General features: G+C 57.4%; 23 protein-coding genes and 1 pseudogene. 7 read left to right on the top strand and 17 right to left on the bottom strand.

All coding sequences use genetic code 11. The features are described from left to right. Positions 1-2 precede the first annotated feature (2 nt). The 12 genes from VRB54_RS05425 to VRB54_RS05370 all read right to left on the bottom strand — a co-directional run bounded on the left by VRB54_RS05425 (position 3) and on the right by VRB54_RS05370 (position 7960). A complete protein-coding gene (locus VRB54_RS05425; protein WP_338479825.1) occupies positions 3-176 on the bottom strand; it encodes a hypothetical protein in 174 nt (57 codons plus the stop codon). Between the two features lie 84 nt (positions 177-260). Then, positions 261-563 (bottom strand): hypothetical protein, encoded by a 303-nt coding sequence (locus VRB54_RS05420; protein WP_338479824.1) that lies wholly within the window; start codon positions 561-563, stop codon positions 261-263. 2 nt (positions 564-565) lie between these two features. Further along, on the bottom strand, positions 566-1348 hold the full coding sequence (locus VRB54_RS05415) for a phage tail protein (protein WP_122457889.1): 783 nt from the start codon (positions 1346-1348) through the stop codon (positions 566-568). Positions 1349-1395: 47 nt separating this feature from the next. Beyond that, the gene (locus VRB54_RS05410; RefSeq protein ID WP_338479823.1) at positions 1396-1926 is read right to left on the bottom strand and encodes a hypothetical protein; all 531 of its coding nucleotides are present in this window, start codon (positions 1924-1926) and stop codon (positions 1396-1398) included. Then, positions 1923-2561 carry a phage tail protein I gene (locus VRB54_RS05405; protein ID WP_338479822.1) on the bottom strand — a complete coding sequence of 213 codons (639 nt, stop codon included), beginning with the start codon at positions 2559-2561 and terminating at the stop codon, positions 1923-1925. The genes VRB54_RS05410 and VRB54_RS05405 overlap by 4 nt, the downstream gene beginning before the upstream one ends. Continuing rightward, on the bottom strand, positions 2558-3553 hold the full coding sequence (locus VRB54_RS05400; protein WP_209989326.1) for a baseplate J/gp47 family protein: 996 nt from the start codon (positions 3551-3553) through the stop codon (positions 2558-2560). Before VRB54_RS05400 ends, VRB54_RS05405 begins: the two co-directional genes overlap by 4 nt. Further along, a complete protein-coding gene (locus VRB54_RS05395) occupies positions 3550-3882 on the bottom strand; it encodes a hypothetical protein (protein WP_015371360.1) in 333 nt (110 codons plus the stop codon). Before VRB54_RS05395 ends, VRB54_RS05400 begins: the two co-directional genes overlap by 4 nt. Before the next feature lie 9 nt (positions 3883-3891). Further along, positions 3892-4503: a phage baseplate assembly protein V gene (locus VRB54_RS05390; protein ID WP_338479821.1), complete on the bottom strand. Its 612-nt coding sequence runs from the start codon at positions 4501-4503 to the stop codon at positions 3892-3894. Between the two features lie 3 nt (positions 4504-4506). Continuing rightward, entirely contained in the window at positions 4507-5022 is a 516-nt protein-coding gene (locus tag VRB54_RS05385) for a hypothetical protein (protein WP_338479820.1), read from the bottom strand. A gap of 22 nt (positions 5023-5044) precedes the next feature. Further along, entirely contained in the window at positions 5045-5383 is a 339-nt protein-coding gene (locus VRB54_RS05380) for a phage holin family protein (RefSeq protein WP_057007701.1), read from the bottom strand. Between the two features lie 589 nt (positions 5384-5972). Beyond that, positions 5973-6707, bottom strand: a complete 735-nt coding sequence (locus tag VRB54_RS05375) for a LexA family transcriptional regulator (protein ID WP_338479818.1) — start codon at positions 6705-6707, stop codon at positions 5973-5975. A 311-nt stretch (positions 6708-7018) separates the two neighbouring features. Further along, a complete protein-coding gene (locus tag VRB54_RS05370) occupies positions 7019-7960 on the bottom strand; it encodes an alpha/beta hydrolase (RefSeq protein WP_338479817.1) in 942 nt (313 codons plus the stop codon). Positions 7961-8048: 88 nt separating this feature from the next. Here VRB54_RS05370 and VRB54_RS05365 point away from each other — a divergent pair, with 88 nt between their 5' ends. Next, positions 8049-8636 carry a CGNR zinc finger domain-containing protein gene (locus tag VRB54_RS05365; RefSeq protein ID WP_338479816.1) on the top strand — a complete coding sequence of 196 codons (588 nt, stop codon included), beginning with the start codon at positions 8049-8051 and terminating at the stop codon, positions 8634-8636. A gap of 31 nt (positions 8637-8667) precedes the next feature. On the opposite strand, the gene VRB54_RS05360 is transcribed toward VRB54_RS05365, so the two are convergent. The 3 genes from VRB54_RS05360 to VRB54_RS05350 are packed head-to-tail and all read right to left on the bottom strand — an operon-like array spanning position 8668 to position 11434. After that, positions 8668-9069, bottom strand: coding sequence for a GtrA family protein (locus VRB54_RS05360; protein WP_338479815.1), 402 nt, complete (start codon positions 9067-9069; stop codon positions 8668-8670). Beyond that, positions 9020-9946, bottom strand: a complete 927-nt coding sequence (locus VRB54_RS05355; RefSeq protein ID WP_338479814.1) for a glycosyltransferase family 2 protein — start codon at positions 9944-9946, stop codon at positions 9020-9022. The genes VRB54_RS05360 and VRB54_RS05355 overlap by 50 nt, the downstream gene beginning before the upstream one ends. Before the next feature lie 3 nt (positions 9947-9949). Beyond that, complete coding sequence (locus VRB54_RS05350; protein WP_338479813.1) at positions 9950-11434, bottom strand: hypothetical protein; 1485 nt, start codon at positions 11432-11434, stop codon at positions 9950-9952. A 390-nt stretch (positions 11435-11824) separates the two neighbouring features. On the opposite strand from VRB54_RS05350, the gene mutS reads away from it, so the two are divergent. Further along, positions 11825-14404 (top strand): DNA mismatch repair protein MutS, encoded by a 2580-nt coding sequence (mutS, locus tag VRB54_RS05345; protein ID WP_338481058.1) that lies wholly within the window; start codon positions 11825-11827, stop codon positions 14402-14404. 142 nt (positions 14405-14546) lie between these two features. Continuing rightward, positions 14547-14870 (top strand): ferredoxin FdxA, encoded by a 324-nt coding sequence (gene fdxA, locus VRB54_RS05340; protein WP_057007697.1) that lies wholly within the window; start codon positions 14547-14549, stop codon positions 14868-14870. 503 nt (positions 14871-15373) lie between these two features. Here the strand turns inward: fdxA and apbC are convergent. Next, positions 15374-16468 (bottom strand): iron-sulfur cluster carrier protein ApbC, encoded by a 1095-nt coding sequence (gene apbC, locus VRB54_RS05335; RefSeq protein ID WP_338479812.1) that lies wholly within the window; start codon positions 16466-16468, stop codon positions 15374-15376. Between the two features lie 172 nt (positions 16469-16640). Between apbC and metG the strand changes: the two genes are divergently transcribed. The 4 genes and pseudogenes from metG (at position 16641) to VRB54_RS05315 (ending at position 20447) form a co-directional block, all read left to right on the top strand. Next, positions 16641-18692, top strand: a complete 2052-nt coding sequence (gene metG / locus VRB54_RS05330; protein ID WP_338479811.1) for a methionine--tRNA ligase — start codon at positions 16641-16643, stop codon at positions 18690-18692. A 19-nt stretch (positions 18693-18711) separates the two neighbouring features. Then, positions 18712-19467: pseudogene (rsxB, locus tag VRB54_RS05325) on the top strand (electron transport complex subunit RsxB); the annotation flags it as partial. A gap of 51 nt (positions 19468-19518) precedes the next feature. Continuing rightward, complete coding sequence (gene nth / locus VRB54_RS05320) at positions 19519-20157, top strand: endonuclease III (RefSeq protein ID WP_338479810.1); 639 nt, start codon at positions 19519-19521, stop codon at positions 20155-20157. A gap of 107 nt (positions 20158-20264) precedes the next feature. Then, on the top strand, positions 20265-20447 hold the full coding sequence (locus VRB54_RS05315) for a PA3496 family putative envelope integrity protein (RefSeq protein ID WP_003231405.1): 183 nt from the start codon (positions 20265-20267) through the stop codon (positions 20445-20447). 72 nt (positions 20448-20519) lie between these two features. Here the strand turns inward: VRB54_RS05315 and VRB54_RS05310 are convergent, their stop codons facing one another. Further along, entirely contained in the window at positions 20520-21152 is a 633-nt protein-coding gene (locus VRB54_RS05310) for a response regulator transcription factor (protein WP_003231407.1), read from the bottom strand. Positions 21153-21619: the final 467 nt, after the last annotated feature.

Below are 21619 nucleotides of genomic sequence, written 5' to 3'. Positions count from 1 at the left end.
GATTATTCAGCCTTCTTGGGGGTGGAGTTGAGGACGCTGGTCAGTTCCAGACGGCCGGCGGTGCGCAGCGCGGATGCTTCGACGTCCAGCAGTTCCAGTTCCTCGCCGGCGGTGGACCAGTGGCCACCTCCGATGGGGAATGGGATGAGGACGGTGTAGGTTTGGCGGATGGGCATGGTGAAATTCTCCAGGTGGAAAACGCCAAAGCCCCTGCGGGAGGGGCTTTGGGAGGCGAAAAAAACCGCTTTCGCGGTGGGGTTTCAGGTACGGTCAGGCAGCGGATAGAGCGCCTTGATTTCGGCCACTTTATCGCGCCAGGCCTTTTCCTTTTCCGGGGTTTCGTCGTACTGCCACTCCAGAAACAGAGGATCGGCCTGGGTCATGTACAGCGTACGACGTGCAGTGATGACCTCTTCGAGCCTGGCATCGCTCTCGGCGACCTCGCACAGTTCGTTGGCGCGAAGTTCGCTGAAACCCAGCGAAATCAAGATTGGGCGATCCGCAGGAACGTTAATAAGTGTTTCGCCCGAGGCCAAAAGCAGCTTTTTGATAGTGCGAGCCATGGTCATACTCCTTTTACCGCATAGCGCTTATCGTTATCCAACGTGTAGGCGGTGTTACTTTCCGGATAGGTTGCACCCAACTCCGAAGCTGTCATCGCGAACGGTTTGACCTTCCAGGAAATTTCATACTCTGGCGTAACCGATCGACTCAGCTCCACTTCTTCATCCACACGGCTGAAGTTCACAGGCGCCTGGAAACTTTTAGTGACGAGATAAGTCAACCCTCCACGCAGGTAGCAACCTGACTCCAGCGGCGAAGTAGTAAAGGCACCCGGGGTAAAGTTCAGCCAGATCGGCTTAAGACCGGTCACGGGTCGAACAATACAAAACATGCCGAACTGCGCTTTACGCGCCGTTTCTCGATAAGTTTGGGAAATGCGCTTTATAGTCAGAAAGTTTGCGTCTCCGTTCCAGGGAATACCGCAGCCCTCCATCTGAAGGTTCAAGCCGGCAACGTGAGCGTCAAAATTATTTTTGAACGGGTTCAACTCCTGATTTTGAGCGTAATTTCTGGAGATGATAATCTCCGAAACGCCTTGCTCATTACCCGGCATACGCCACCAGACAGGGTAAAAAATGTCGGTGGACAGTCCCGTCAGATCAATTTCCTGAGTGTAAGACGCACGGCCATTGATATCCTTGGCTTGCACAGTGGCTCGCCAGGCAGAAAACTGTGCTTGAGCAGCCTCTACACGCGCATCGATTTTGCCGATCTGGTTTGTCACCTCATCGGTGAGTTTATTACACGCATCCACAACTTTCGTAATAGTCGCTTCAATTCCCATCATCAACTCCCTGTCAATTAGTCTTTCCAGCACTTTTGCAAGTGCCCTTACTTTGCTTCCAGTTGCCTTACCCTGAACATTAAATCCACGTGCCGGGACATATTGCCCACTGACGCGGCCGCCATGATCGCGATCTCCTCGCCCAACAACAGGTTCAAGTTGTCACTGCCCACCACAATCGTCACGCTGTCCGCCGGCAACGGCGAAACATCCAGCGTAAACTTCTGCAGCACCCGCGCCGCCGCCGCTTTATACGTCAGCAACTTTCCGGCCACGGCATACACCGCCAGCAAGGTTCCACTGGCGAGATAAAATCCGAACTCGCCAATCTCATACTCGCCGTCGCCGTCAAACAGCGCCGCCATCCTGAGCTGGTGATCGCCCAGGTCTTCGTAATCCACAATGGCGACCCGCTGGCGCTCATCGCGCAGGGCAACTTCAGTGCCGTCGGGGTTGTAGCGGCCGGTGCCGGCGCCGATGTGGGTGATTTCGCCTTTCAAGCCCTGGTTCTTTGCCTGCAGCACTTCATCCAATCCCTTGGAGGTGAAGCGCACCAGGCGCGTGATGTCATCTGTCATGGCTGCGCCCTGAGGTCGTAGTCGTTAATGGTGTAGTGCCGGGCGAGCCCGGTACTGTTAAGCCGGGCAGTCAGCGCCAATTCCGGCAACGCGCCGTCCAGATACAACTCCCCGTCGCTTAACGGGGCATCGAGAACCTGTGTGAGTGCAAGCTGACCTTCGGTCTCGTGAACAAGGGTGATCGTGGCCTGGTCCCGCTCGCTTTTCGCGGCATTGACACGGCGGATCAGCCGATTGTGATCGCCACTGGACCAACTGCGCCCGATGATCGCCTGCACGTCGAAGGTATACGGCGTACCGATGGGTTGCTGCTGAAACCAGGCACTGATGTCGGGGGTAAAACCCAGTGACTCCACCGCATGGCTCAACGCCTTGGAAGTGCCAGCCTGACGCTGGATTTGCCAGGACAGGGCCACGGTGAGTCGCTTTTCAGACTCGCTGGCGTCGGCATCCCATTCGCTGACACCGCGATCGGCAGCCAGATAAGGAAGAAACTCGCTCGGGGTGTGCAGCGGGTTCATCAGCGCCGGAAACGGCGGCATGACCCGGTCGAGCAATACCCCAAAACCCAAATCCAGCGCCTTTTCCAGCGGTGAACTGTTGGCCGGCAACAAACTCGCTTTGGGTTCACTCATAGCGTGCGCACCTCCACCTCGACACCCGTGCAATAAGGGGCCTCGAACGCCGAGCTGACAATCGGCTCCAGCGGTTCAAGGATCTGCAATTGCGCCGCGCCAGCACTGTGGATGGCATAGTCGATCCAGCTCGGGTCCACCCGCCCTTCCAGGCGATGGCAGGACTCGGCGTATTCCTGCAGCAGTTTTTGCGCGGCGACCTGGGTGAGTCCGGAATCCGGTCCGGCATTGATCTTCGCAACCACGCGGATTTTGTACGGCAGGATGTGCGCACCTTGCACACTGACCAGGTCGGTTTCCGGACGTACATCCGGCCGTGCGAAATGCCGTCGCACGCCGTCCAGCAAGTCGGCAGACGGTGTGCCATCGCCCTCGCGCGCCAGGACGGTGACCATGACTTCACCCGGTGCGGTTCGCCGCCCATTGCCATCCTTGACCCGCACCGCATAACCATCCGGGTCGAAGGTATACGTGACCGTGACCACGCCCGGTGTTGCGCTCTGCACATTCACCGCAGGGCGTTCGCCGAGAGTGAACACTTCGCGGCGGTACTGCATGCGTGAGCCGGCGGCCGGGGCGTGGGGAGCGAGGTAGTAGCGCAGCCTGGCGTCGTCGTCGCTTTCCAGGGTCGGCGGCACCGGCGGGAAAGCGGCCGGGTCGCCGGGGTCCAGCACCTGGCGTTCCAGGCCCATATCGGCCAGGCGTGCATCCAGGTTGCTGCCGGTGGCCCACCACGCCAGCATCTGCTTGATGCGGGCGTTGTATTTGCGCTCATGGGTTTGCAGACGCACGCAAAAGGCTTCCAGAGCCAGGGTCAGCAATTCGCTTTCGTTGTCGAGGCTGACCTTGAGTTTGGCCGCGCTTTGCGGCGCGCGGGTGGCAACATAATCCACCACGAACGCCTTGAATTCGGCCAGCAAGGGTTCGAACTCGTCCACCGCAATGATGGCCGGTTCCGCCAGTTGGTTCTGGCCTGGGATCAGCATGCTCATGTCACGACCTCGAAGGTTTGTTGGCGGTTTTTCCAGGTGCCGGAGAAGCGCAGCAACAAGCCGGCACCCTGGCGAGTGGCGACGATGACCTGGGGTTGAAAGTCGCCGATGCCGTTCTGCGCGTTGTAGAACGCCTGGGCGGCGTGGCTCTGCGCAAGAATCAGCAGGTCATCGCCAAGGTTCTGGCCCAGCAGTTGCGGCACCCGCGAGCCGTACAACGGACGCTTCTGGCGAGTGCCCAAGGGAGTGGTGAGCGCTCGGGTGGCGCGCTGCACGAATTGCAGCCAGTCATCGACGGCTGCCCCGCTGTTTCGGTCGATACCGATCATGGGATGTCCTTATCGGGGGCTGATGAGGCGCCCTTGGTGGTCCACCACCGGGCCGCTGAAATGGGCACCACCGGCGTCGAGCAACAACGCGGTGCCGCCGATTTGCAGCGCGATGCCCTGGGCGTTGAGGATCAGGCTGGCGGCGCCGACTCGGGCCTCGATCTGTTCGCGCGAGCCGGTAAAGGTGGTCGGGCCGTTGACCCAGTTGAACGTGTGGCTGGCGTCGTCGTAGTCGCTCTGCGTACCGTCCTGATGGCGGCGCCGGGTTAACGACGCAACGCTGGAGACCGGCGGAAACAGACTGCTGTTGAGGCCGAACAAGGCCACGGACTGCGCGCCCCCCTCGCCGCCGCCATAGTTGAGCAACAGGCACTGCTCACCCACCGATGGAATGCGCGTTTCGGTTTGCGCACCGGCGCTGGGATTGAAAAAGCGAATAGCCGGCGTGAGCAGATCGCCATGGCTGACCTTGCAGGTATTGGCGGCAGCATCGACCTGCTGGCAAACGCCGATTCGGCAGAAACTGTCGGCACGTCGATACAGGTCTTCGAGCTGGGCTTCCATTTCTGCCAGACGCTCGACAATCGGCCCCAGTTGCATGCGTAAGAGCGCGTCGAACATGAGTTACTCCGCCAGTGGCTTGTATTGGTCAGGGTCGTTGATGTTGGTGACTTCCCAGGTGCGGGCAAACAAGGGTTGGCCTGTAGGGTCGTTGAGCAACACCGGTCCGATGTAGAGGGTTTGGGTGAAGGAAACAGTCCAGGTGTCGTAGTCCGTTCCTGCACCGGTCCGCGAAGACGGGGTGGCAACGATGTTCGTCGGCAAATCACACTGTGCCTGGGGCAAGCCCCATCGGTTGTCCAGTACCAGGTCCATCAACTGACTGGCCAGGTCGCAGGCATCAAACGGCAAGGCACCCGCAGCAACCATGGCCTTGAGTGAAAGGGCCAAGGCGTGCGCCTTGCGCCCTTCGGGCGAGCGAATGCCGGGGCTATTGCCCTCGACCGTGACCAGCACGCCGGTGTTTACGCCGCCCTCCTGAAAGTCCTGATGGCTGCCGATTTTCAGGTCGGGAAAGGCAGCGTGCAGCGCCTGGCCGATGGCTTGCGGCAATTGGGATGGTTTTTCGATGAACGTCATGTCAGTGGCTTCCTTGCAGCAATTAACGCGGATCCTGGCGCGGGCCTTCGTTGACCCCGATACGTTTGGCCGCCCAGCGCTCATAGAGCCCGATGGCGGCGTCGGCGCCGGCCATGGCGGTCAAGCAGCCGATGGCGCCGGCCGTCCAGATCGACATGCCGGCGGCGTAACACAGCATCAGGGCTGAAACGCCGCAGACCATGCAGGCCCCGGAGCGCAGCGCCAGGCGCCGAATCAGCGACCAGCCACGGGCGCCTTCCTTGTCGGCACGCCACATTTCGCCGGATACCCCGCCGATCACCGCCAATATGATGACCAGCCAGATAGGCATTTCCGCTAACGCTTGTTGTTCGTTTGTCATGTCACGCCTCCTGGCTGAGTACTGGATAGTCCGTTTTTCATTTGCATATAGTTCGATGGGTAGGCATTCCAAAAAGCCCGGTCGCCCGGGCTTTTCAGTAATGCTGTCCGCGGACTTTCGGCGCTACTGGCGCGGTACGGTCCTTTCCTCAATGTTTTTCCGACCACGATCCCTGTCTGCCGGATAACTGCTTCTGGTGCTTTACGCTGCACACCCGGGTCAGTTGCCAACCCTCTGAACCGTTAAGGCCGGTTCATCGCTGCCTGTTTTTGAAGCGGTACCCCTAAAGAGCGTCGGCATCCTTGCCGGTGTTGCCTGGCTTCCCTGCCATCGCTTCGATGGCATCCTTGCCGATGTTGCGTGCCTTCCTTGTCTTCCCTGGCGGCATCCTTGCCGCCTCCACCAGACATTGTTGGCTGGCTTGAGGTGAAGAATATGCATGTATGCATATACAGTCAATGCATAAATGCATTTATTTTCCCTGATGAAATGCATGAACGCATTTTCAGCCATGGCAGCCTGGGGCTTGAGGCGTTTTACAGGCGAAAAAAAACCTGCTCGTTGGCAGGTTTTGTCTTACAGAGGAAGGTTAGCGAGCGTACATGCCCCACCAGAACACATGACCGAGGATGCTGATCTGCTCGTCCTGGATATCCTGGAAGCTATAGTCCTCGTCCGGGTGCTCATCGCGATTGAAGCTGCGCAGGCGAATCCCGGAAGGCAGGCGATAGAGCTGTTTAACCCGTAATTGCCCGTTGTGATTGATTGCATACAGGTCGCCGTCAACGATATCGCCAATGCCGCTCTTGCCTGCATTCACCCCAACCGTGGCGCCATCACGCAACACCGGCAACATGCTGTTGCCGCGCACCGTCACACACTTGGCCTGGTCGAATTGCACGCCGTTATGCCGCAGGCTGCGCTTGCCGAACCGCAGGCTGGCCTTCTCGCTTTCCTCGATGACGAATCTTCCTGATCCAGCAGCCAATTCAACCTCACGCAGAAAGGGGATCGACACCTCGTCGTCATTCACGGGGGTGTCGTCGTCCCACAGGCTTATGTCCTTGAGTTCCGAATGCATCGGGTCGCGTTCTTCGTCCCGCAGAGCGCCTACGGCCGCGCGTCCGCGCAACTGATCGGTGCTGACGCGAAAGTACTCGGCAATGCGCGAGATATGTTTGTCCGACGGATCCACAATCTTGCCGTTGAGGATCCGGGACAGGGTGGATTGAGGCACACCAGTGCGCCGGTGAAGCTCCGTGGGGGAGATCCGGTCGCGATCCAGCAGCTCTTTGAGGACGATTGAAACATTGCGTTTTTGCATAACGGCAGATAGTGCCGGGAGATTCGGCGCTTGGCAATGCTGATTTGCATATTTTATGCGTTATGGCCGAATGCTGATTCGGCATTGCGATAATGCCGCGCATGAAAGCGCTTAGCGTCACTTTGATTTGCTAATCAAAAAGCATCTGACGTCGAAATCGCTAACAGATCAGAAATGCCCCAGGGCCAGAGACCGAGAATATCCATTCTCGGCCTCGCCGGGTTACCGCACTCTTTGCGCTCGACCTGGAAGTGAATACAGCTTTCAAACCGAGCGCCATTCCTGTCCTTGGCCAGGCATGCACATCGCTGCTAACGAACGTTTTTATCCAGAAACTCACGAATCACCGGAATGATTTCCCGGCCGTGGGTTTCCAGCGCGAAGTGCCCCGTGTCGTAAAAGCGAATATCCGCTTTGGGCAGATCGCGCTTCCACGCCTGTGCCCCGGTCGGCAGGAAGAACGGATCGTTTTTCCCCCATACCGCCAGCAGCGGTGGCTGGTACTTGCGAAAGTACGCCTGGAACGCGGGGTACATGGCGACGTTCGAGGCGTAATCCAGAACCAGGTCGAGCTGGATATCCGCATTGCCCGGCTTCGTGATCTGCAGCCCTTCCAGGGTGTAGCCGTCCGGCGACACCGTGCTCTTGTCGGCCACCCCTTCAAGGTATTGCCACTTGATGGAAGCCGGTGTCGGGAAGTCGTGCAGCGCGTCGCGGTTCTGTTGCGTGGGTGCGTGCCAGTACTTCTGGATAGGCGCCCAGCTGTCACCCAGGCCTTCCTCATACGCGTTGCCGTTCTGCGAAATGATGGCCGTGATTCGCTCCGGATGGGCGACCGCAAGACGCCATCCTACTGGCGCGCCGTAGTCGTGAACCATGAGCGCATATTTCTTGAGCTTGAGCTGTTCGGTGAACTGGCCGACGGTCTTCGCCAGTTGGCTGAACGTGTAGGGATAGGCACCCCGCGCAGGCGCTTCGGTGAAGCCGAACGCCGGCAGGTCCGGGGCAATCACGTGATAGCGGTCGGCGAGTTCGGGAATCAGGTCGCGAAACATGAATGACGAGGCGGCGAAACCGTGAAGCAACAGCACCGTCGGTGCGCTGGGGTTGCCTGCCTCGCGGTAGAACACTTTCACATCACCGACTTGCTCGTAGCGGTAATGAACCTGGCGCGTTGCATCGGCGGCTTGCGCGCCGCCTGCCAACAGGGAAGCCGCAAGCGCGGCAGCGGCAATGGGTTTGGAAGATGTCATGGCGATTCCCTTGTAACCGTTAAATTTGAGATTTGAAGGTTACGTAGGATTTTGGTAACCTGTCAAATATATTTTATGAGTTACAAAAATGATGACCTCGACCCCTACCGCCTCCGGCGCTCTCTTCCTGGCTGACAACCTCGCCCTCGACTTCATCAACAGTGAGTACGGCGTGGGCGAGCAACAGCATGACTGCCTCAGCGACGATCAAAGTGTTATGGACTGGCTCAAGACAGCAAGCCTGTTGCCCGAGAGCGCTGAGCTGCAAGCGCCCGAGGGGCTGCTCGCTCAGGCACGCAAGCTGCGTGACGGTGCCAGGGCGCTGGTGAACGCTGCAATGAATGGCGTTGCGGTGGATCTCGGCGTGATCAACCAGGTGCTTGAGGCTGGTCGCCCGTTCAGCAGGCTGGAATGGGAGAGCCTGGCGCAGGGATATCAGCTGGGCGTTCACCGAACGGACAACAGCCCGGAAAGCTTGCTGTGGCCGGTAGCCGATGCGTTGGTGAATGTGGTGACGGGCGACAAGTTCGAATTCGTACGCCAGTGCGAGGCGCATGACTGCATTCTGCTCTTCCACGACTTGAGCAAATCCCACCGTCGCCGCTGGTGCAGCATGGCGACCTGCGGCAATCGCATGAAAGTGGCGGCGTTCCGGTCCAGGCAAAAACCTGACTGAAGCCCGCCCTTCGAGCAACGAGCGCCCTCTGCTATTTGATAATGAAGCGCGCCAGTAAAAACGTAGCTGGCAATGTGATGATCACGACGATCAGCGGGGCCAGGACCACGGGGACTGAAAACATTTCAACGGCCACATAAATGATGCAGAGGCCGCTCAGGTATTGAAAAATGTAGATCAACGGGAACGCTAGAAATTTTTTTAATGACAGTGGCTCTCTGAAAACAAAAAAACTGTTAAGCAAATACGCAACAACCACGCTCAACGCAAAGGATGTTGAATAGGCGTATGGATACGCCATTATTTGAATGAAGGCTAAATAAAAAACATACCCGCCAAAGGTGTTAACACACCCAACCAAAAGAAACCTTATAAATTCAAGGTTAAAGAATTTCTTCTTCAATAACTGCGTAAGGGTGACGATTGACCTCATCAAATATTCTCCAGATATATTCGCTTATAACCCCAAGCATGACGATAATCAGTCCCAGCAGAAAAGAGATCAACGTCGCCAATGTAGCGAATCCAGGTACATCAACCTTGCCGAACAACGCACTGAGTATCACCACCGTACCGTAACCGAAGCTTCCCAGGGAGACGACCAGCCCTATCGCGGAGATTAATCTGACCGGCGCGAATGAAAACGAGAAAATGGAGTCAATCAGCAGTTTCCACTTTTTGCCGAAGGTCCAGCGAGATTTACCATGCTGACGCGCTTGACGGACATAAGGTATTTTCTCCGGGGTAAAGCCCAGCCAGTAGGGAAACAAGGGAAAGTTGATGTGCTTGCCACTGTCTCTTAGATAGGGCAAAAGCCGTTTATCCATAAGGGCGAGATCAAAGCCATTTTTTGGATAGCTGGCAAGCACAAACTTTCTCAGCAACTTGTAGTACACCGCAGAAAAAATTTTCGACCCCAGGGGATCTACCCGATCCGTGCGCTCACAAATTACGTACTTGGCGCCTCGCTGCCACCGCCCGACCATTTCGGGGATGAGTTCCGGCGGGTCTTGCAGGTCCGCAGCCAGGAACAAAAAGCAATCCCCGGTGATGTAATTGAGCCCTGTTTTAACCGCACTGATCGCACCAAAGTTGCGACTTAACTTGATGACCTTGGTGTGTGGCCGCGTGATCACCAGTTGACGAAGTAAACCGATAGAATTATCTCTTGAGCCGTCATCCACAAAAATTAACTCGAGCAACATTTCCTGTTGCTTAAGCAAATCCTCAACGTACAGAAGCTTGGTAAAAAGATCGGGTAAAGAGCCTTCGTTGTAATAGACCGGAATAACGATGGACAGCTTTTTCATCAATCACACTTCCTGTGTTGGTGGGGTCGCGGATGAGCCGAGAGCCGGGCGCAGCAGCGTAAGCAGGCTGATAAGACAGAGCAGAGTCACGGCGAGGAACACGCCATACATCTGATGAGAGATCCACGGGCCGGAATACATGTACAGCATCTGATCGGGGAATGCCTGGAAATTGCCAGTCCAAGGGCCGACGTTGATGGTAAGCCAGAATCTCGAAAGAATCAGGGCCATTGCTGCAATGGCGTAGGTAAACCACCAGTCGATTTTGCCCTCGTTAGCCATTCGATTCAGGACCTGGCAGGTCAGCATGACAAATGCTGGCCAGGCATTGAGCAGCTGGCGCGACTCGGGACCAATCGATAGAAACGCGAACAGCGCAATATAAATGGTCAGACCGAATCCTTCTTCTTTAGCTTGAGCCGCGATACGCGACCACAGCAAAAGAGCAATCAAATAGAAAGGTCCATAGTGCATGGCATGCGCCACCACATTAATGAGTGGATTGGATAACGCTGCCTGTGTGAATAGTCCTAAGTAACTGCTTATTGTCAACGGACCGGGGGTTTTGTCGGAATAATGGTACACCACAAATTTGACGGCGACATAGAGTAAAACGCCCACGATAACAGGCACTACCTTGATGTGCCTTGTCGCACGCAAGGCCGCGGGCACGTCGATCATGTTTTTTAAAGAAAAATAAATATAGACGATGAACAACAGTATGCTGAGTGGGAGAATTTCGACCTTGAACAAAGTGGTTCCCGGGGCCTGTCGCAATCCGTCGAAATACAGGTAACCCGCGAGTGCGATCAATGATAACGCAACGAGTAACGCGAGAAGATGGCTATGCAGTGCGGGTCGGCGCACAGCGAATGGAGTCCGCCCCAGGATAATCATCGGCAATGCGCCATATAGCATCGTGGGCCAGACAAAGCAGCAGAGAAAGCTGAGCAGCACAAGGAGCCAAAAGCGACCACTTATATAGGCATAGAAAATCCCCAACCCCAAAACATAGCCGGATATATCCGTAAGCGTAGGATTATAGGAAAGATTGGTGAGCACCGGATAATTGAAAAACAGCGCGCTGAACCCTAGAAAATAAATAGGTTTCCGCCACCTATAGTGGCGACCAATCAATACTAAAAGTGCGGCTGCAACGATCAGCAGGCCCACATTAAACAAGTAAAAAGCATGTATTACCTGAGGAACCGAAAGGTCTTTGTACCCGAGCAGATTGGCAGCCTGATGAATAACGACAGACGGCAGCAAGCGACCGACATAATATTCATTCACTGAATGACTGTTCAGAATTTCCATCGTATCTTGCTGCACCCAGGCAGCATACAGTGCACCGTCCCAACCTAGACCATTGTTGTGTTGGATTCTTTCACCATGGTTGTAGTTGAAGCAAAACCAGAACACCATAAACAACACGCCCAGGCAACCCATCAGCGTGTGGCGATCAATTCGTTGCACTATCTTATTCATAAAGTTTTGATTTCTTATGTGGTTAGCCTGCTGGCAGTGCTCAAGTTGTCACCAGCATGAACATCACAAAGAGCGAAAGTCTGCGTAATACCCCATTGACAGCTATCCGCCCCACTGTAATAACTCGAAAGAATATCGCATTTTCAGAATTCCACCTAACTGATGGGGAACGGCCTGCACCTCTTTTGCCATCTTCCGTGAGACGCCTCATCCTTCGTAAACGGTCGTCACCACGACCATCTGCCGCTCAACACGCCTCCTGTCTGCGTGATACCCTTCCTCACAATCTTGTCTTTCGACGAAACCACGCGGTTAAACGTCTCGGCAAAAACGCCCAGCATTCGCCCAGCCTTTAAGCAAGCAGCTCTCAAAACACTGATGAATAAAGCAATTTCAGATTTATCCAGCCACACCCCAATGATGCAGCAGTACTGGCGCCTGAAAAACCAGCACCCTGATCAGTTGATGTTCTATCGCATGGGCGACTTCTACGAAATCTTCTACGAAGACGCGAAGAAGGCCGCCAAGCTGCTGGACATCACCCTGACAGCGCGCGGGCAATCGGCGGGGCAGTCGATTCCGATGTGCGGGATTCCTTACCATTCGTTGGAAGGCTATCTGGTCAAGCTGGTCAAGCTGGGCGAGTCGGTGGTGATCTGTGAGCAGATCGGCGATCCGGCCACCAGCAAAGGGCCGGTGGAACGTCAGGTGGTGCGCATCATCACGCCAGGCACGGTGAGTGATGAGGCGCTGCTGGATGAGCGGCGCGATAACCTGATCGCGGCGGTGCTGGGTGACGAGCGTCTGTTCGGGCTTTCGGTACTGGATATCACCAGCGGCAATTTCAGCGTGCTGGAGATCAAGGGCTGGGAGAATCTGCTGGCGGAGCTTGAGCGCATCAATCCGGTGGAACTGCTGATCCCGGATGACTGGCCCAAAGACCTGCCGGCGGAAAAGCGCCGTGGGACCAAGCGTCGCGCGCCGTGGGATTTTGAGCGTGACTCGGCGCTGAAAAGCCTGTGTCAGCAATTCTCGGTGCAGGACCTTAAAGGCTTCGGCTGTGAAACCCTGACCCTCGCCATTGGTGCGGCCGGTTGCCTGCTCAGCTATGCCAGGGAAACCCAGCGCACCGCGCTGCCGCACTTGCGCAGCCTGCGTCATGAGCGGCTGGACGATACCGTGGTGCTGGACGGCGCCAGCCGTCGCAATCTGGAACTGGACACCAACCTCAGCGGCGGGCGTGACAACACCCTGCAATCGGTGGTCGACCGTTGCCAGACCGCCATGGGCAGCCGCTTGCTGACCCGCTGGCTGAACCGTCCGCTGCGGGATTTGCGCGTGCTGCAAGCGCGGCAGACGTCCATCACCTGCCTGCTGGACGGCTATCGCTTTGAAAAGCTGCAGCCGCAACTCAAGGAAATCGGTGATATCGAGCGCATCCTCGCGCGGATTGGCCTGCGTAATGCGCGGCCCCGTGACCTGGCGCGACTGCGTGATGCCTTGAGCGCGCTGCCGCAGTTGCAAGAGGCGATGACCGAACTGGACACACCGCACCTGCAACAGTTGGCGGTGACGGCCGGTACGTACCCGGATCTGGCCGCGCTGCTGGAAAAAGCCATTATCGACAACCCGCCCGCCATCATCCGTGACGGTGGCGTGCTCAAGACCGGCTACGACAGCGAGCTGGACGAGCTGCAATCCTTGAGCGAAAACGCCGGTCAGTTCCTGATCGATCTGGAAGCCCGCGAAAAAGCGCGCACGGGCCTGGCCAACCTGAAAGTCGGCTACAACCGCGTGCACGGCTACTTTATCGAGTTGCCAAGCAAGCAGGTCGAGTCGGCCCCCGTCGACTATCAGCGTCGCCAAACCCTTAAAGGGGCCGAGCGCTTTATTACGCCTGAGCTAAAGGAGTTCGAAGACAAGGCGCTATCGGCCAAGAGCCGGGCCCTTGCGCGGGAAAAAATGCTCTATGAAGCCCTGCTCGAAGACCTGATCAGCCGCCTGGCGCCCCTGCAGGACACCGCAGCCGCCCTGGCGGAACTGGATGTGCTGAGCAATCTGGCCGAGCGTGCGCTGAACCTGGACTTGAACTGCCCGCGTTTTGTCAGCGAGCCGTGCATGCGCATCGTGCAGGGACGCCATCCGGTGGTGGAGCAGGTATTGACCACGCCGTTCGTGGCCAACGATCTGGCGCTGGACGACGATACCCGCATGTTGGTGATCACCGGTCCCAACATGGGTGGTAAATCCACCTACATGCGTCAGACCGCGTTGATTGTATTGCTGGCGCATATCGGCAGCTTTGTGCCGGCAGCGAGCTGTGAATTATCCCTGGTGGACCGCATTTTCACGCGGATCGGTTCCAGCGATGACCTGGCCGGTGGCCGTTCGACCTTCATGGTGGAGATGAGCGAAACCGCCAACATCCTGCATAACGCCACCGAGCGCAGCCTGGTGCTGATGGACGAAGTCGGACGCGGCACCAGCACCTTCGACGGCCTGTCCCTGGCCTGGGCGGCTGCCGAGCGCCTGGCGCACCTGCGTGCCTATACGCTGTTTGCCACCCACTATTTCGAACTGACGGTACTACCGGAAAGCGAGCCGCTGGTGGCCAACGTGCACCTTAACGCCACTGAGCACAACGAGCGCATCGTGTTCCTGCACCATGTGCTGCCAGGCCCGGCCAGCCAGAGCTACGGCCTGGCCGTGGCACAACTGGCCGGCGTGCCGGGCGACGTAATTACCCGTGCCCGCGAGCACCTCAGCCGTCTGGAAACCACGGCGCTGCCCCACGAAAACGTGGTGGCCAGCCCCGCCAAGGCCAGCAGGAAACCCGCTGCGCCGCATCAGAGCGACATGTTCGCCAGTTTGCCCCACCCGGTGCTGGACGAACTGGCCAAACTCGATATCGATGACCTGACGCCGCGCAAAGCGCTCGAAATGTTATATGCACTGAAGACTCGGATATAACGCAGACGCTTGCAAGCTGGTAGACTCTCGCGCGGTTTGGGATGCTGCAGGCTCTTAGCCTGGCCTGCAGACTATCGCTCCCGAACCTCGCGAGCCCCGCCACAAGGGGTTTCGCTGCCGCCGCCTGAGGAGAGAATTAGAAATGACCTTCGTCGTCACCGACAACTGCATCAAGTGCAAGTACACCGACTGCGTAGAAGTGTGTCCGGTGGACTGCTTCTACGAAGGCCCGAACTTCCTGGTCATCCACCCGGACGAGTGCATTGACTGCGCCCTGTGTGAGCCTGAATGCCCGGCCGTCGCGATTTTCTCCGAGGATGAAATTCCGGCAGGTATGGAAAACTTCATTCAATTGAACGTCGAGCTGGCGGAGATCTGGCCGAACATCACCGAAAAGAAAGACTCGCTGCCGGACGCGGCCGAGTGGGACGGCAAGACAGGCAAGATCGAATTCCTGGAGCGCTGAAACGCGCCACCGTCCCAATAAAAAAGGCCCTTTGCGGGCCTTTTTTGCATTCCAGGGGCAGGTATTTAACGGGCAGGTATTTCACTTTTCTGCAGGCGAAAAAAAGGGGCGGTATGACCCGCCCACATTTCTTCCCTGTCCCTGTATTCCTTTTTCATCGTCCTGATGAATCGCATCCTGCGACGTTCCTTCAAACCACCGTTCCTTGATGGCCGTGTCATTCCGTGGACACAGGGCTGATGTTAAAGAGTTCCAAGGGATGTTCAACCGGATGCTACGGAGCTGCTGACAGGTGCCGGAATTCAAGACTCTTTAAATAATTGTTGTTTTTCAACAGGATAGAAAACTCTCGCAGCGATTCAAGGCAGACATGGCGAGCAAAAAAACCAAACACTTACGGAAAAGTAAGCCAATGCTTACACCAGCGATTGCGTAAAAGCGAAAAGACACGCTTGAAGCGTAGTTGTGCAGGCGCGAGCGTGCTCGCGCCTGCAGTGTGAGGATCAGTCGTCGCTGACCGTAATGGTCGGCATTGCTGGCGCTGCCGCTTCCTGCAATACGATGCGCGCCCCGACATGACGCGCCAGCTCCTGATAAACCATGGCAATCTGACCGTCGGGTTCTGCTGCCACGGTGGGTTTGCCGCCGTCGGCCTGCTCGCGAATGCTCATCGAAAGCGGCAACGAGGCCAGCAGCTCGACGCCGTATTGGCTCGCCAGCTTTTCACCGCCGCCTTCGCCAAACAGATGCTCGGCATGCCCGCAGTTGGAACAGATGTGCACGGCCATGTTTTCCACCACACCCAGTACCGGGATGTTGACCTTGCGGAACATCTCCACGCCCTTCCTGGCGTCAAGCAGCGCCAAGTCCTGGGGCGTAGTGACGATGACCGAGCCAGCCACCGGCACTTTCTGCGCCAGGGTCAACTGGATATCACCTGTGCCGGGCGGCATGTCGATCACCAGGTAGTCCAGGTCGCCCCAGGCGGTCTGGGTGACCAATTGCAATAACGCGCCCGACACCATTGGTCCGCGCCACACCATCGGCGTGTTGTCGTCGGTGAGGAAGGCCATGGACATGACTTCCACACCCAGTGACTCGATCGGCACAAACCACTTCTGGTCCTTGACCTTCGGCCGCGTGCCTTCGGCGATACCGAACATTACGCCCTGGCTGGGGCCGTAGATATCCGCGTCGAGAATACCCACCCGAGCACCCTCACGGGCCAGAGCCAGGGCCAGGTTGGCAGCGGTGGTCGATTTGCCCACGCCCCCCTTGCCAGACGCCACGGCGATGACATTCTTGACGTTGACCAGGCCAGGGATCTGCGCCTGGGCCTTGTGCGGCGCGATCAAGCACTGAATGTCGACCGTGGCTGTGCGCACGCCATCCAGGCCTTCGATGGCCATCTGCAGCATCTGCGCCCAGCCGCGCTTGAACAGGCCTGCGGCATAGCCCAGTTCCAACTGAACGGTCACCTGCTCACCCCGGACCTCGATAGCGCGTACGCAACCGGCACTCACCGGATCCTGGTTCAAGTAGGGGTCGGTGTACTGGCGAAGAACGGCTTCCACCGCTGCGCGATTGACGGCGCTCATGGGCTACTCCCGAAAAAAGACTGACTGAAACAGGCGGCTATCCTAACCGTTCCGGCCGCTCAACGGCATGCTTTCGGCTGTGCGCAAGAGACTGAAACAGCGCCACGGGGTGAAATAAATCGCCCGGCGCTTTATAGTGGCCGACCTCCGTTTCATCAAGTAGCCGAGCCCCATGTCCGAGCCACGCAAGATCCTCGTCACCAGCGCCCTGCCCTATGCCAATGGTTCCATCCATCTTGGCCATATGCTTGAGTACATCCAGACCGATATGTGGGTGCGCTTCCAGAAGCATCGCGGCAACCAATGCATTTATGTCTGCGCGGACGACGCCCATGGTTCGGCCATCATGCTTCGCGCCGAAAAGGAAGGGATCACCCCGGAACAATTGATCGCCAACGTGCAGGCTGAACACAGCGCCGATTTTGCCGAGTTCCTGGTGGATTTCGACAACTTCCACTCGACCCACTCCGAAGAAAACCGTGAGCTGTCGAGCCAGATCTACACGAGACTGCGTGATGCCGGGCACATTGATACGCGCTCGATCACCCAGTATTTCGACCCGGAAAAGAAAATGTTCCTGGCCGACCGCTTCATCAAGGGCACCTGCCCGAAATGCGGCACCGATGACCAATACGGCGATAACTGCGAGAAGTGCGGCGCCACCTACGCCCCCACTGACCTGAAGAATCCGAAGTCGGCCATCTCCGGCGCCACGCCGGTGCTCAAGGACTCGCAGCACTTCTTCTTCAAGCTTCCGGATTTCCAGGAGATGCTGCAGACTTGGACCCGCAGCGGCACCCTGCAGGATGCCGTCGCCAACAAGATCGCCGAATGGCTGGATGCCGGCCTGCAACAGTGGGACATTTCCCGCGATGCGCCGTATTTCGGCTTCGAAATTCCGGGCGAGCCGGGTAAGTATTTCTACGTGTGGCTGGACGCGCCAATTGGCTACATGGCCAGCTTCAAGAACCTGTGCGACCGTACGCCGGACCTGGACTTCGATGCCTTCTGGGCCAAAGACTCCACCGCCGAGCTGTACCACTTCATCGGCAAGGACATCGTCAACTTCCACGCCCTGTTCTGGCCGGCGATGCTCGAAGGCTCGGGTTATCGCAAGCCGACCGGCATTGCGGTACACGGCTACCTGACCGTCAATGGCCAGAAGATGTCCAAGTCCCGTGGCACCTTTATCAAGGCGCGCACCTACCTGGACCATCTTTCGCCGGAATACCTGCGTTACTACTACGCCTCCAAGCTGGGCCGTGGCGTCGATGATCTCGACTTGAACCTGGAGGACTTCGTACAGAAGGTCAACTCAGATCTGGTAGGCAAAGTCGTCAACATCGCCAGCCGCTGCGCCGGGTTCATCCACAAGGGCAATGCCGGCGTCATGGTGGCAGACAACGCCGCGCCTGAGCTGACCGAGGCTTTCCTGGCCGCTGCGCCAGGCATCGCCGAAGCCTATGAAGCCCGTGACTTCGCCCGCGCCATGCGCGAGATCATGGGTCTGGCCGACCGCGCCAACGCGTGGATCGCCGACAAGGCGCCATGGTCGCTGAACAAGCAGGAAGGCAAAGAAGCTGAAGTGCAGGCGATCTGCGCCACCGGCGTCAACCTGTTCCGCCAGTTGGTGATCTTCCTCAAACCGGTGCTGCCGTTGCTGGCGGCCGATGCCGAGGCGTTCCTCAACGTCGCGCCGTTGACCTGGAACGATCACGCCACACTGCTGGCTGATCATCAATTGAACGCGTTCAAACCCCTGATGACCCGCATCGACCCGGTGAAAGTCCAGGCCATGACCGACGCCTCGAAAGAAGACCTGATCGCCAGCCAGACCGACACGGGTGCATCTACCCCCGCCGGCAACGGCGAACTGGCCAAGGACCCGCTGTCACCGGAAATCGACTTCGACGCCTTTGCCGCCGTGGATCTGCGTGTGGCACTGATTCTCAAGGCCGAAGCCGTGGAAGGTGCCGACAAACTGCTGCGCCTGACGCTGGACCTGGGTGGCGAGCAGCGTAACGTGTTCTCCGGTATCAAGAGCGCGTACCCGGACCCATCCAAGCTCGATGGGCGCCTGACCATGATGATCGCCAACCTCAAGCCGCGGAAAATGAAGTTCGGCATCTCGGAAGGCATGGTGATGGCCGCCGGCCCTGGTGGTGAGGAAATCTACCTGCTGAGTCCTGACAGCGGCGCCAAGCCGGGACAGCGCATCAAGTAGTGATGACAGGTTTCAACGCATGAGCCTGATTCAACGTATCGACGCGCTGTTACCGCAGACCCAATGTGGCAAGTGCGGGCACCCGGGTTGCAAGCCTTACGCCGAGGGAATCGCTCTGGGCGAGGCGATCAACAAGTGCCCGCCCGGCGGACAGGAGACGGTCGTTGGGCTTGCACGCCTGCTGAATGTGCCGGTGCTGGAGCTGGACACGGCCCGTGGCGAAGCCCCGGCACAGGTTGCCTATATCCGCGAAGCCGAGTGCATCGGGTGTACCAAATGCATTCAGGCGTGCCCGGTGGATGCCATTGTCGGCGCCGCAAAGCTGATGCACAGCGTGATCATCGATGAATGCACAGGCTGCGACCTTTGCGTGGCGCCCTGTCCGGTCGATTGCATCGAAATGCGTCCCCTGACCACCGCGCTGCCGATTGTCGGCGACCTCGCGGCCAACGATCATCAACGCCATCTGCGCAGCATCAAGCGCGACCGGGCGCGGCGTCGCTTTGAACAACGCAACGCACGCCTGAAGCGGGAAGACACACACCGGATTGCCGAACGCCTGGCGCGGGTCCAGCGGCCGCTCCCTGCCACCCCAAAACCTATCGATGCCGCTGACGCGGCCGTCAAAAAAGCCAAAGTCGGCGTCGCGATGAGTCGTGCGCAGCTGCATAAATCCCTGAAGGCGTTCGGTCACCCGCCAACGTTCGAACAGCAGTCACAACTGATCATCCTGCAGCAGCAATTCGAGGCGGCGGAACGCGCACTGGCCGCACTGTTTGAACCAACCTCAACATCACGCTGACCCCCAGCAAGGAACACCCGCCCGATGAACGCCGCCAAACGCCTGGAAATTTTCCGCAGGCTTCACGAAGACAACCCGGAACCCAAGACCGAACTGGCCTATTCATCGGCATTCGAGTTGCTGATTGCGGTGATTCTCTCGGCGCAGTCCACGGACGTCGGCGTCAACAAGGCCACGGCCAGGCTGTATCCCGTTGCAAACACGCCGGCAGCGATCCATGCGCTGGGTGTTGAAGGTTTGTCCGAATACATCAAGACCATCGGCCTGTACAACAGCAAGGCAAAAAATGTGATTGCGACCTGCCGGATGCTGATGGAACTGCATGGCGGTGAAGTGCCACAAACCCGCGAGGCCCTGGAGGCCCTACCCGGCGTGGGACGCAAGACTGCCAACGTGGTGCTCAACACCGCGTTCCGGCAACTGACCATGGCGGTGGATACGCATATTTTTCGGGTCAGCAACCGCACCGGTATTGCCCGCGGGAAAAACGTGGTGGAAGTGGAAAAGCAGTTGATGAAATTTGTGCCCAGACAGTATCTGCTCGATTCCCATCATTGGCTGATCCTGCACGGGCGCTATGTCTGCCAGGCACGCAAGCCACGCTGCGGCAGCTGTCGCATCGAAGACCTGTGTGAGTACAAGGAAAAAACCTCCGACGATTGAGCAATCATTGGTTTTATTGATTCGACGATTGAAAAAATCTTTTTTACCCGCCCGTGGATTATCGTTATAAGGAGCGCCAACGGCAGTCTTAGCCCGGAGTTAACCTTATGAGCACTGGCAAAGAACAACTGGAAGTGGACGACGATCTCGTTGAGTCGGATGACGACGTGGCAGAGACGCCTGTGGTTGAGGTGGCCAAGACCAATTTGAGCAAACGCCGCACCATCGACAACCTCCTGGAAGAGCGACGCTTGCAAAAACAGTTGGCCGACTACGACTTCGACCTCTGATGTAACCGAAAACGGCCAGAAGCCTCCCTTACGGAGGCTTTTTTCTGCCGGTATAGCAGGGCATTACGTGCCTCAGACCAGCCCGTTGCGCTGGGCCAGTTCGATCAGGTCCACCAGTGAGCGCGCGTTGAGCTTGAGCAGCAGGCGCGTCTTGTAGGTACTGACGGTCTTGTTGCTGAGGAACATGCCGTCTGCGATTTCCTTGTTGGTCTTGCCGCGAGCCAACTGTTGCAACACCATCATCTCGCGCCCGGAAAGGCGCTCGACCATGTCAGCCTCACTGGCGTTGCCGATGGTGGAGCGCACCGAGTTCAATGCCTGGTTCGGGAAGTAGCTGTAGCCGGAAAGCACCGCTTTGATGGCACTCAGCAGCTCGGTCAGGTCCTGCTGCTTGCACACGTAACCCGCCGCCCCGGCTTGCATGCAGCGCATGGAGAAATGGCCAGGCGCCTGCGAGGTGAGCACCAGCACCTTGAACGGCGATGGCTGTTTGCTGGAAGACAGTCGGCAAATAACTTCCAGCCCGTCGAGCTGGGGAATTCCAATATCCAATATGACAATGTCCGGCATATGCTCCCGCGCAAGTTGCAACGCATCGACACCGTTATCGGTCTCTGCAACGACCTCATAACCATGACGTTCCATCAGCATACGCACAGCAAGACGAATCACCGGATGATCATCCACGATCAGCACTTTATTCATAAGAAAGTCCAATTTCGCTGTTCGAATTATTCAGAGCAAACACAATAGCCTAGTCGTTTCCTAGTTGGCATAGTGTTCCCCCCCGAGCAACAGCAAGCAGAGACCCAAGCCACAACGATATCGGAATCAGCCTACAAAAAAACAACAATGAGGATGCATTCGATTTTATGCAGCCTTTCAGACCTTTCCGTTTCCCTACATATTTTGAGTGAAATACGCACCGATTAAAGGGGCGGCTGTAAACGTGGCGCACGCGACTTTCAGGAAATGCCCCTTGCTTGTGGCATTCACGAGATCGCACAGGTGAAAACACTCCCTCTGATTCAGTTCCATTCAACATAGGTGTCCACACCTTAAAATTCCTACAGAAATTTCAGCGCATTACATTCACGCTGTACTTCTTTGAGTGATTTTTCTGTAAGAAACAGTTCCTGCTCAGGTGTAAACAATTCATTCGTCCCTGTGAA

The sequence above is a fragment of the Pseudomonas trivialis genome (assembly GCF_036864995.1).
In the GTDB taxonomy this organism is placed as follows: Bacteria; Pseudomonadota; Gammaproteobacteria; order Pseudomonadales; family Pseudomonadaceae; genus Aquipseudomonas; species Aquipseudomonas trivialis.
The sequence above is the reverse complement of the archived record's forward strand: the minus strand, read 5'-3'. Positions and strand labels throughout refer to the sequence as shown.

What these genes read in the sequence shown, in the direction of transcription:
- VRB54_RS05425 (WP_338479825.1), bottom strand. Translation starts at nt 176, where the DNA reads ATGCCCATCCGCCAAACCTACACCGTCCTCATCCCATTCCCCATCGGA.
- VRB54_RS05420 (WP_338479824.1), bottom strand. Translation starts at nt 563, where the DNA reads ATGGCTCGCACTATCAAAAAGCTGCTTTTGGCCTCGGGCGAAACACTT.
- VRB54_RS05415 (WP_122457889.1), bottom strand. Translation starts at nt 1,348, where the DNA reads ATGGGAATTGAAGCGACTATTACGAAAGTTGTGGATGCGTGTAATAAA.
- VRB54_RS05410 (WP_338479823.1), bottom strand. Translation starts at nt 1,926, where the DNA reads ATGACAGATGACATCACGCGCCTGGTGCGCTTCACCTCCAAGGGATTG.
- VRB54_RS05405 (WP_338479822.1), bottom strand. Translation starts at nt 2,561, where the DNA reads ATGAGTGAACCCAAAGCGAGTTTGTTGCCGGCCAACAGTTCACCGCTG.
- VRB54_RS05400 (WP_209989326.1), bottom strand. Translation starts at nt 3,553, where the DNA reads ATGAGCATGCTGATCCCAGGCCAGAACCAACTGGCGGAACCGGCCATC.
- VRB54_RS05395 (WP_015371360.1), bottom strand. Translation starts at nt 3,882, where the DNA reads ATGATCGGTATCGACCGAAACAGCGGGGCAGCCGTCGATGACTGGCTG.
- VRB54_RS05390 (WP_338479821.1), bottom strand. Translation starts at nt 4,503, where the DNA reads ATGTTCGACGCGCTCTTACGCATGCAACTGGGGCCGATTGTCGAGCGT.
- VRB54_RS05385 (WP_338479820.1), bottom strand. Translation starts at nt 5,022, where the DNA reads ATGACGTTCATCGAAAAACCATCCCAATTGCCGCAAGCCATCGGCCAG.
- VRB54_RS05380 (WP_057007701.1), bottom strand. Translation starts at nt 5,383, where the DNA reads ATGACAAACGAACAACAAGCGTTAGCGGAAATGCCTATCTGGCTGGTC.
- VRB54_RS05375 (WP_338479818.1), bottom strand. Translation starts at nt 6,707, where the DNA reads ATGCAAAAACGCAATGTTTCAATCGTCCTCAAAGAGCTGCTGGATCGC.
- VRB54_RS05370 (WP_338479817.1), bottom strand. Translation starts at nt 7,960, where the DNA reads ATGACATCTTCCAAACCCATTGCCGCTGCCGCGCTTGCGGCTTCCCTG.
- VRB54_RS05365 (WP_338479816.1), top strand. Translation starts at nt 8,049, where the DNA reads ATGATGACCTCGACCCCTACCGCCTCCGGCGCTCTCTTCCTGGCTGAC.
- VRB54_RS05360 (WP_338479815.1), bottom strand. Translation starts at nt 9,069, where the DNA reads ATGAGGTCAATCGTCACCCTTACGCAGTTATTGAAGAAGAAATTCTTT.
- VRB54_RS05355 (WP_338479814.1), bottom strand. Translation starts at nt 9,946, where the DNA reads ATGAAAAAGCTGTCCATCGTTATTCCGGTCTATTACAACGAAGGCTCT.
- VRB54_RS05350 (WP_338479813.1), bottom strand. Translation starts at nt 11,434, where the DNA reads ATGAATAAGATAGTGCAACGAATTGATCGCCACACGCTGATGGGTTGC.
- fdxA (WP_057007697.1), top strand. Translation starts at nt 14,547, where the DNA reads ATGACCTTCGTCGTCACCGACAACTGCATCAAGTGCAAGTACACCGAC.
- apbC (WP_338479812.1), bottom strand. Translation starts at nt 16,468, where the DNA reads ATGAGCGCCGTCAATCGCGCAGCGGTGGAAGCCGTTCTTCGCCAGTAC.
- metG (WP_338479811.1), top strand. Translation starts at nt 16,641, where the DNA reads ATGTCCGAGCCACGCAAGATCCTCGTCACCAGCGCCCTGCCCTATGCC.
- nth (WP_338479810.1), top strand. Translation starts at nt 19,519, where the DNA reads ATGAACGCCGCCAAACGCCTGGAAATTTTCCGCAGGCTTCACGAAGAC.
- VRB54_RS05315 (WP_003231405.1), top strand. Translation starts at nt 20,265, where the DNA reads ATGAGCACTGGCAAAGAACAACTGGAAGTGGACGACGATCTCGTTGAG.
- VRB54_RS05310 (WP_003231407.1), bottom strand. Translation starts at nt 21,152, where the DNA reads ATGAATAAAGTGCTGATCGTGGATGATCATCCGGTGATTCGTCTTGCT.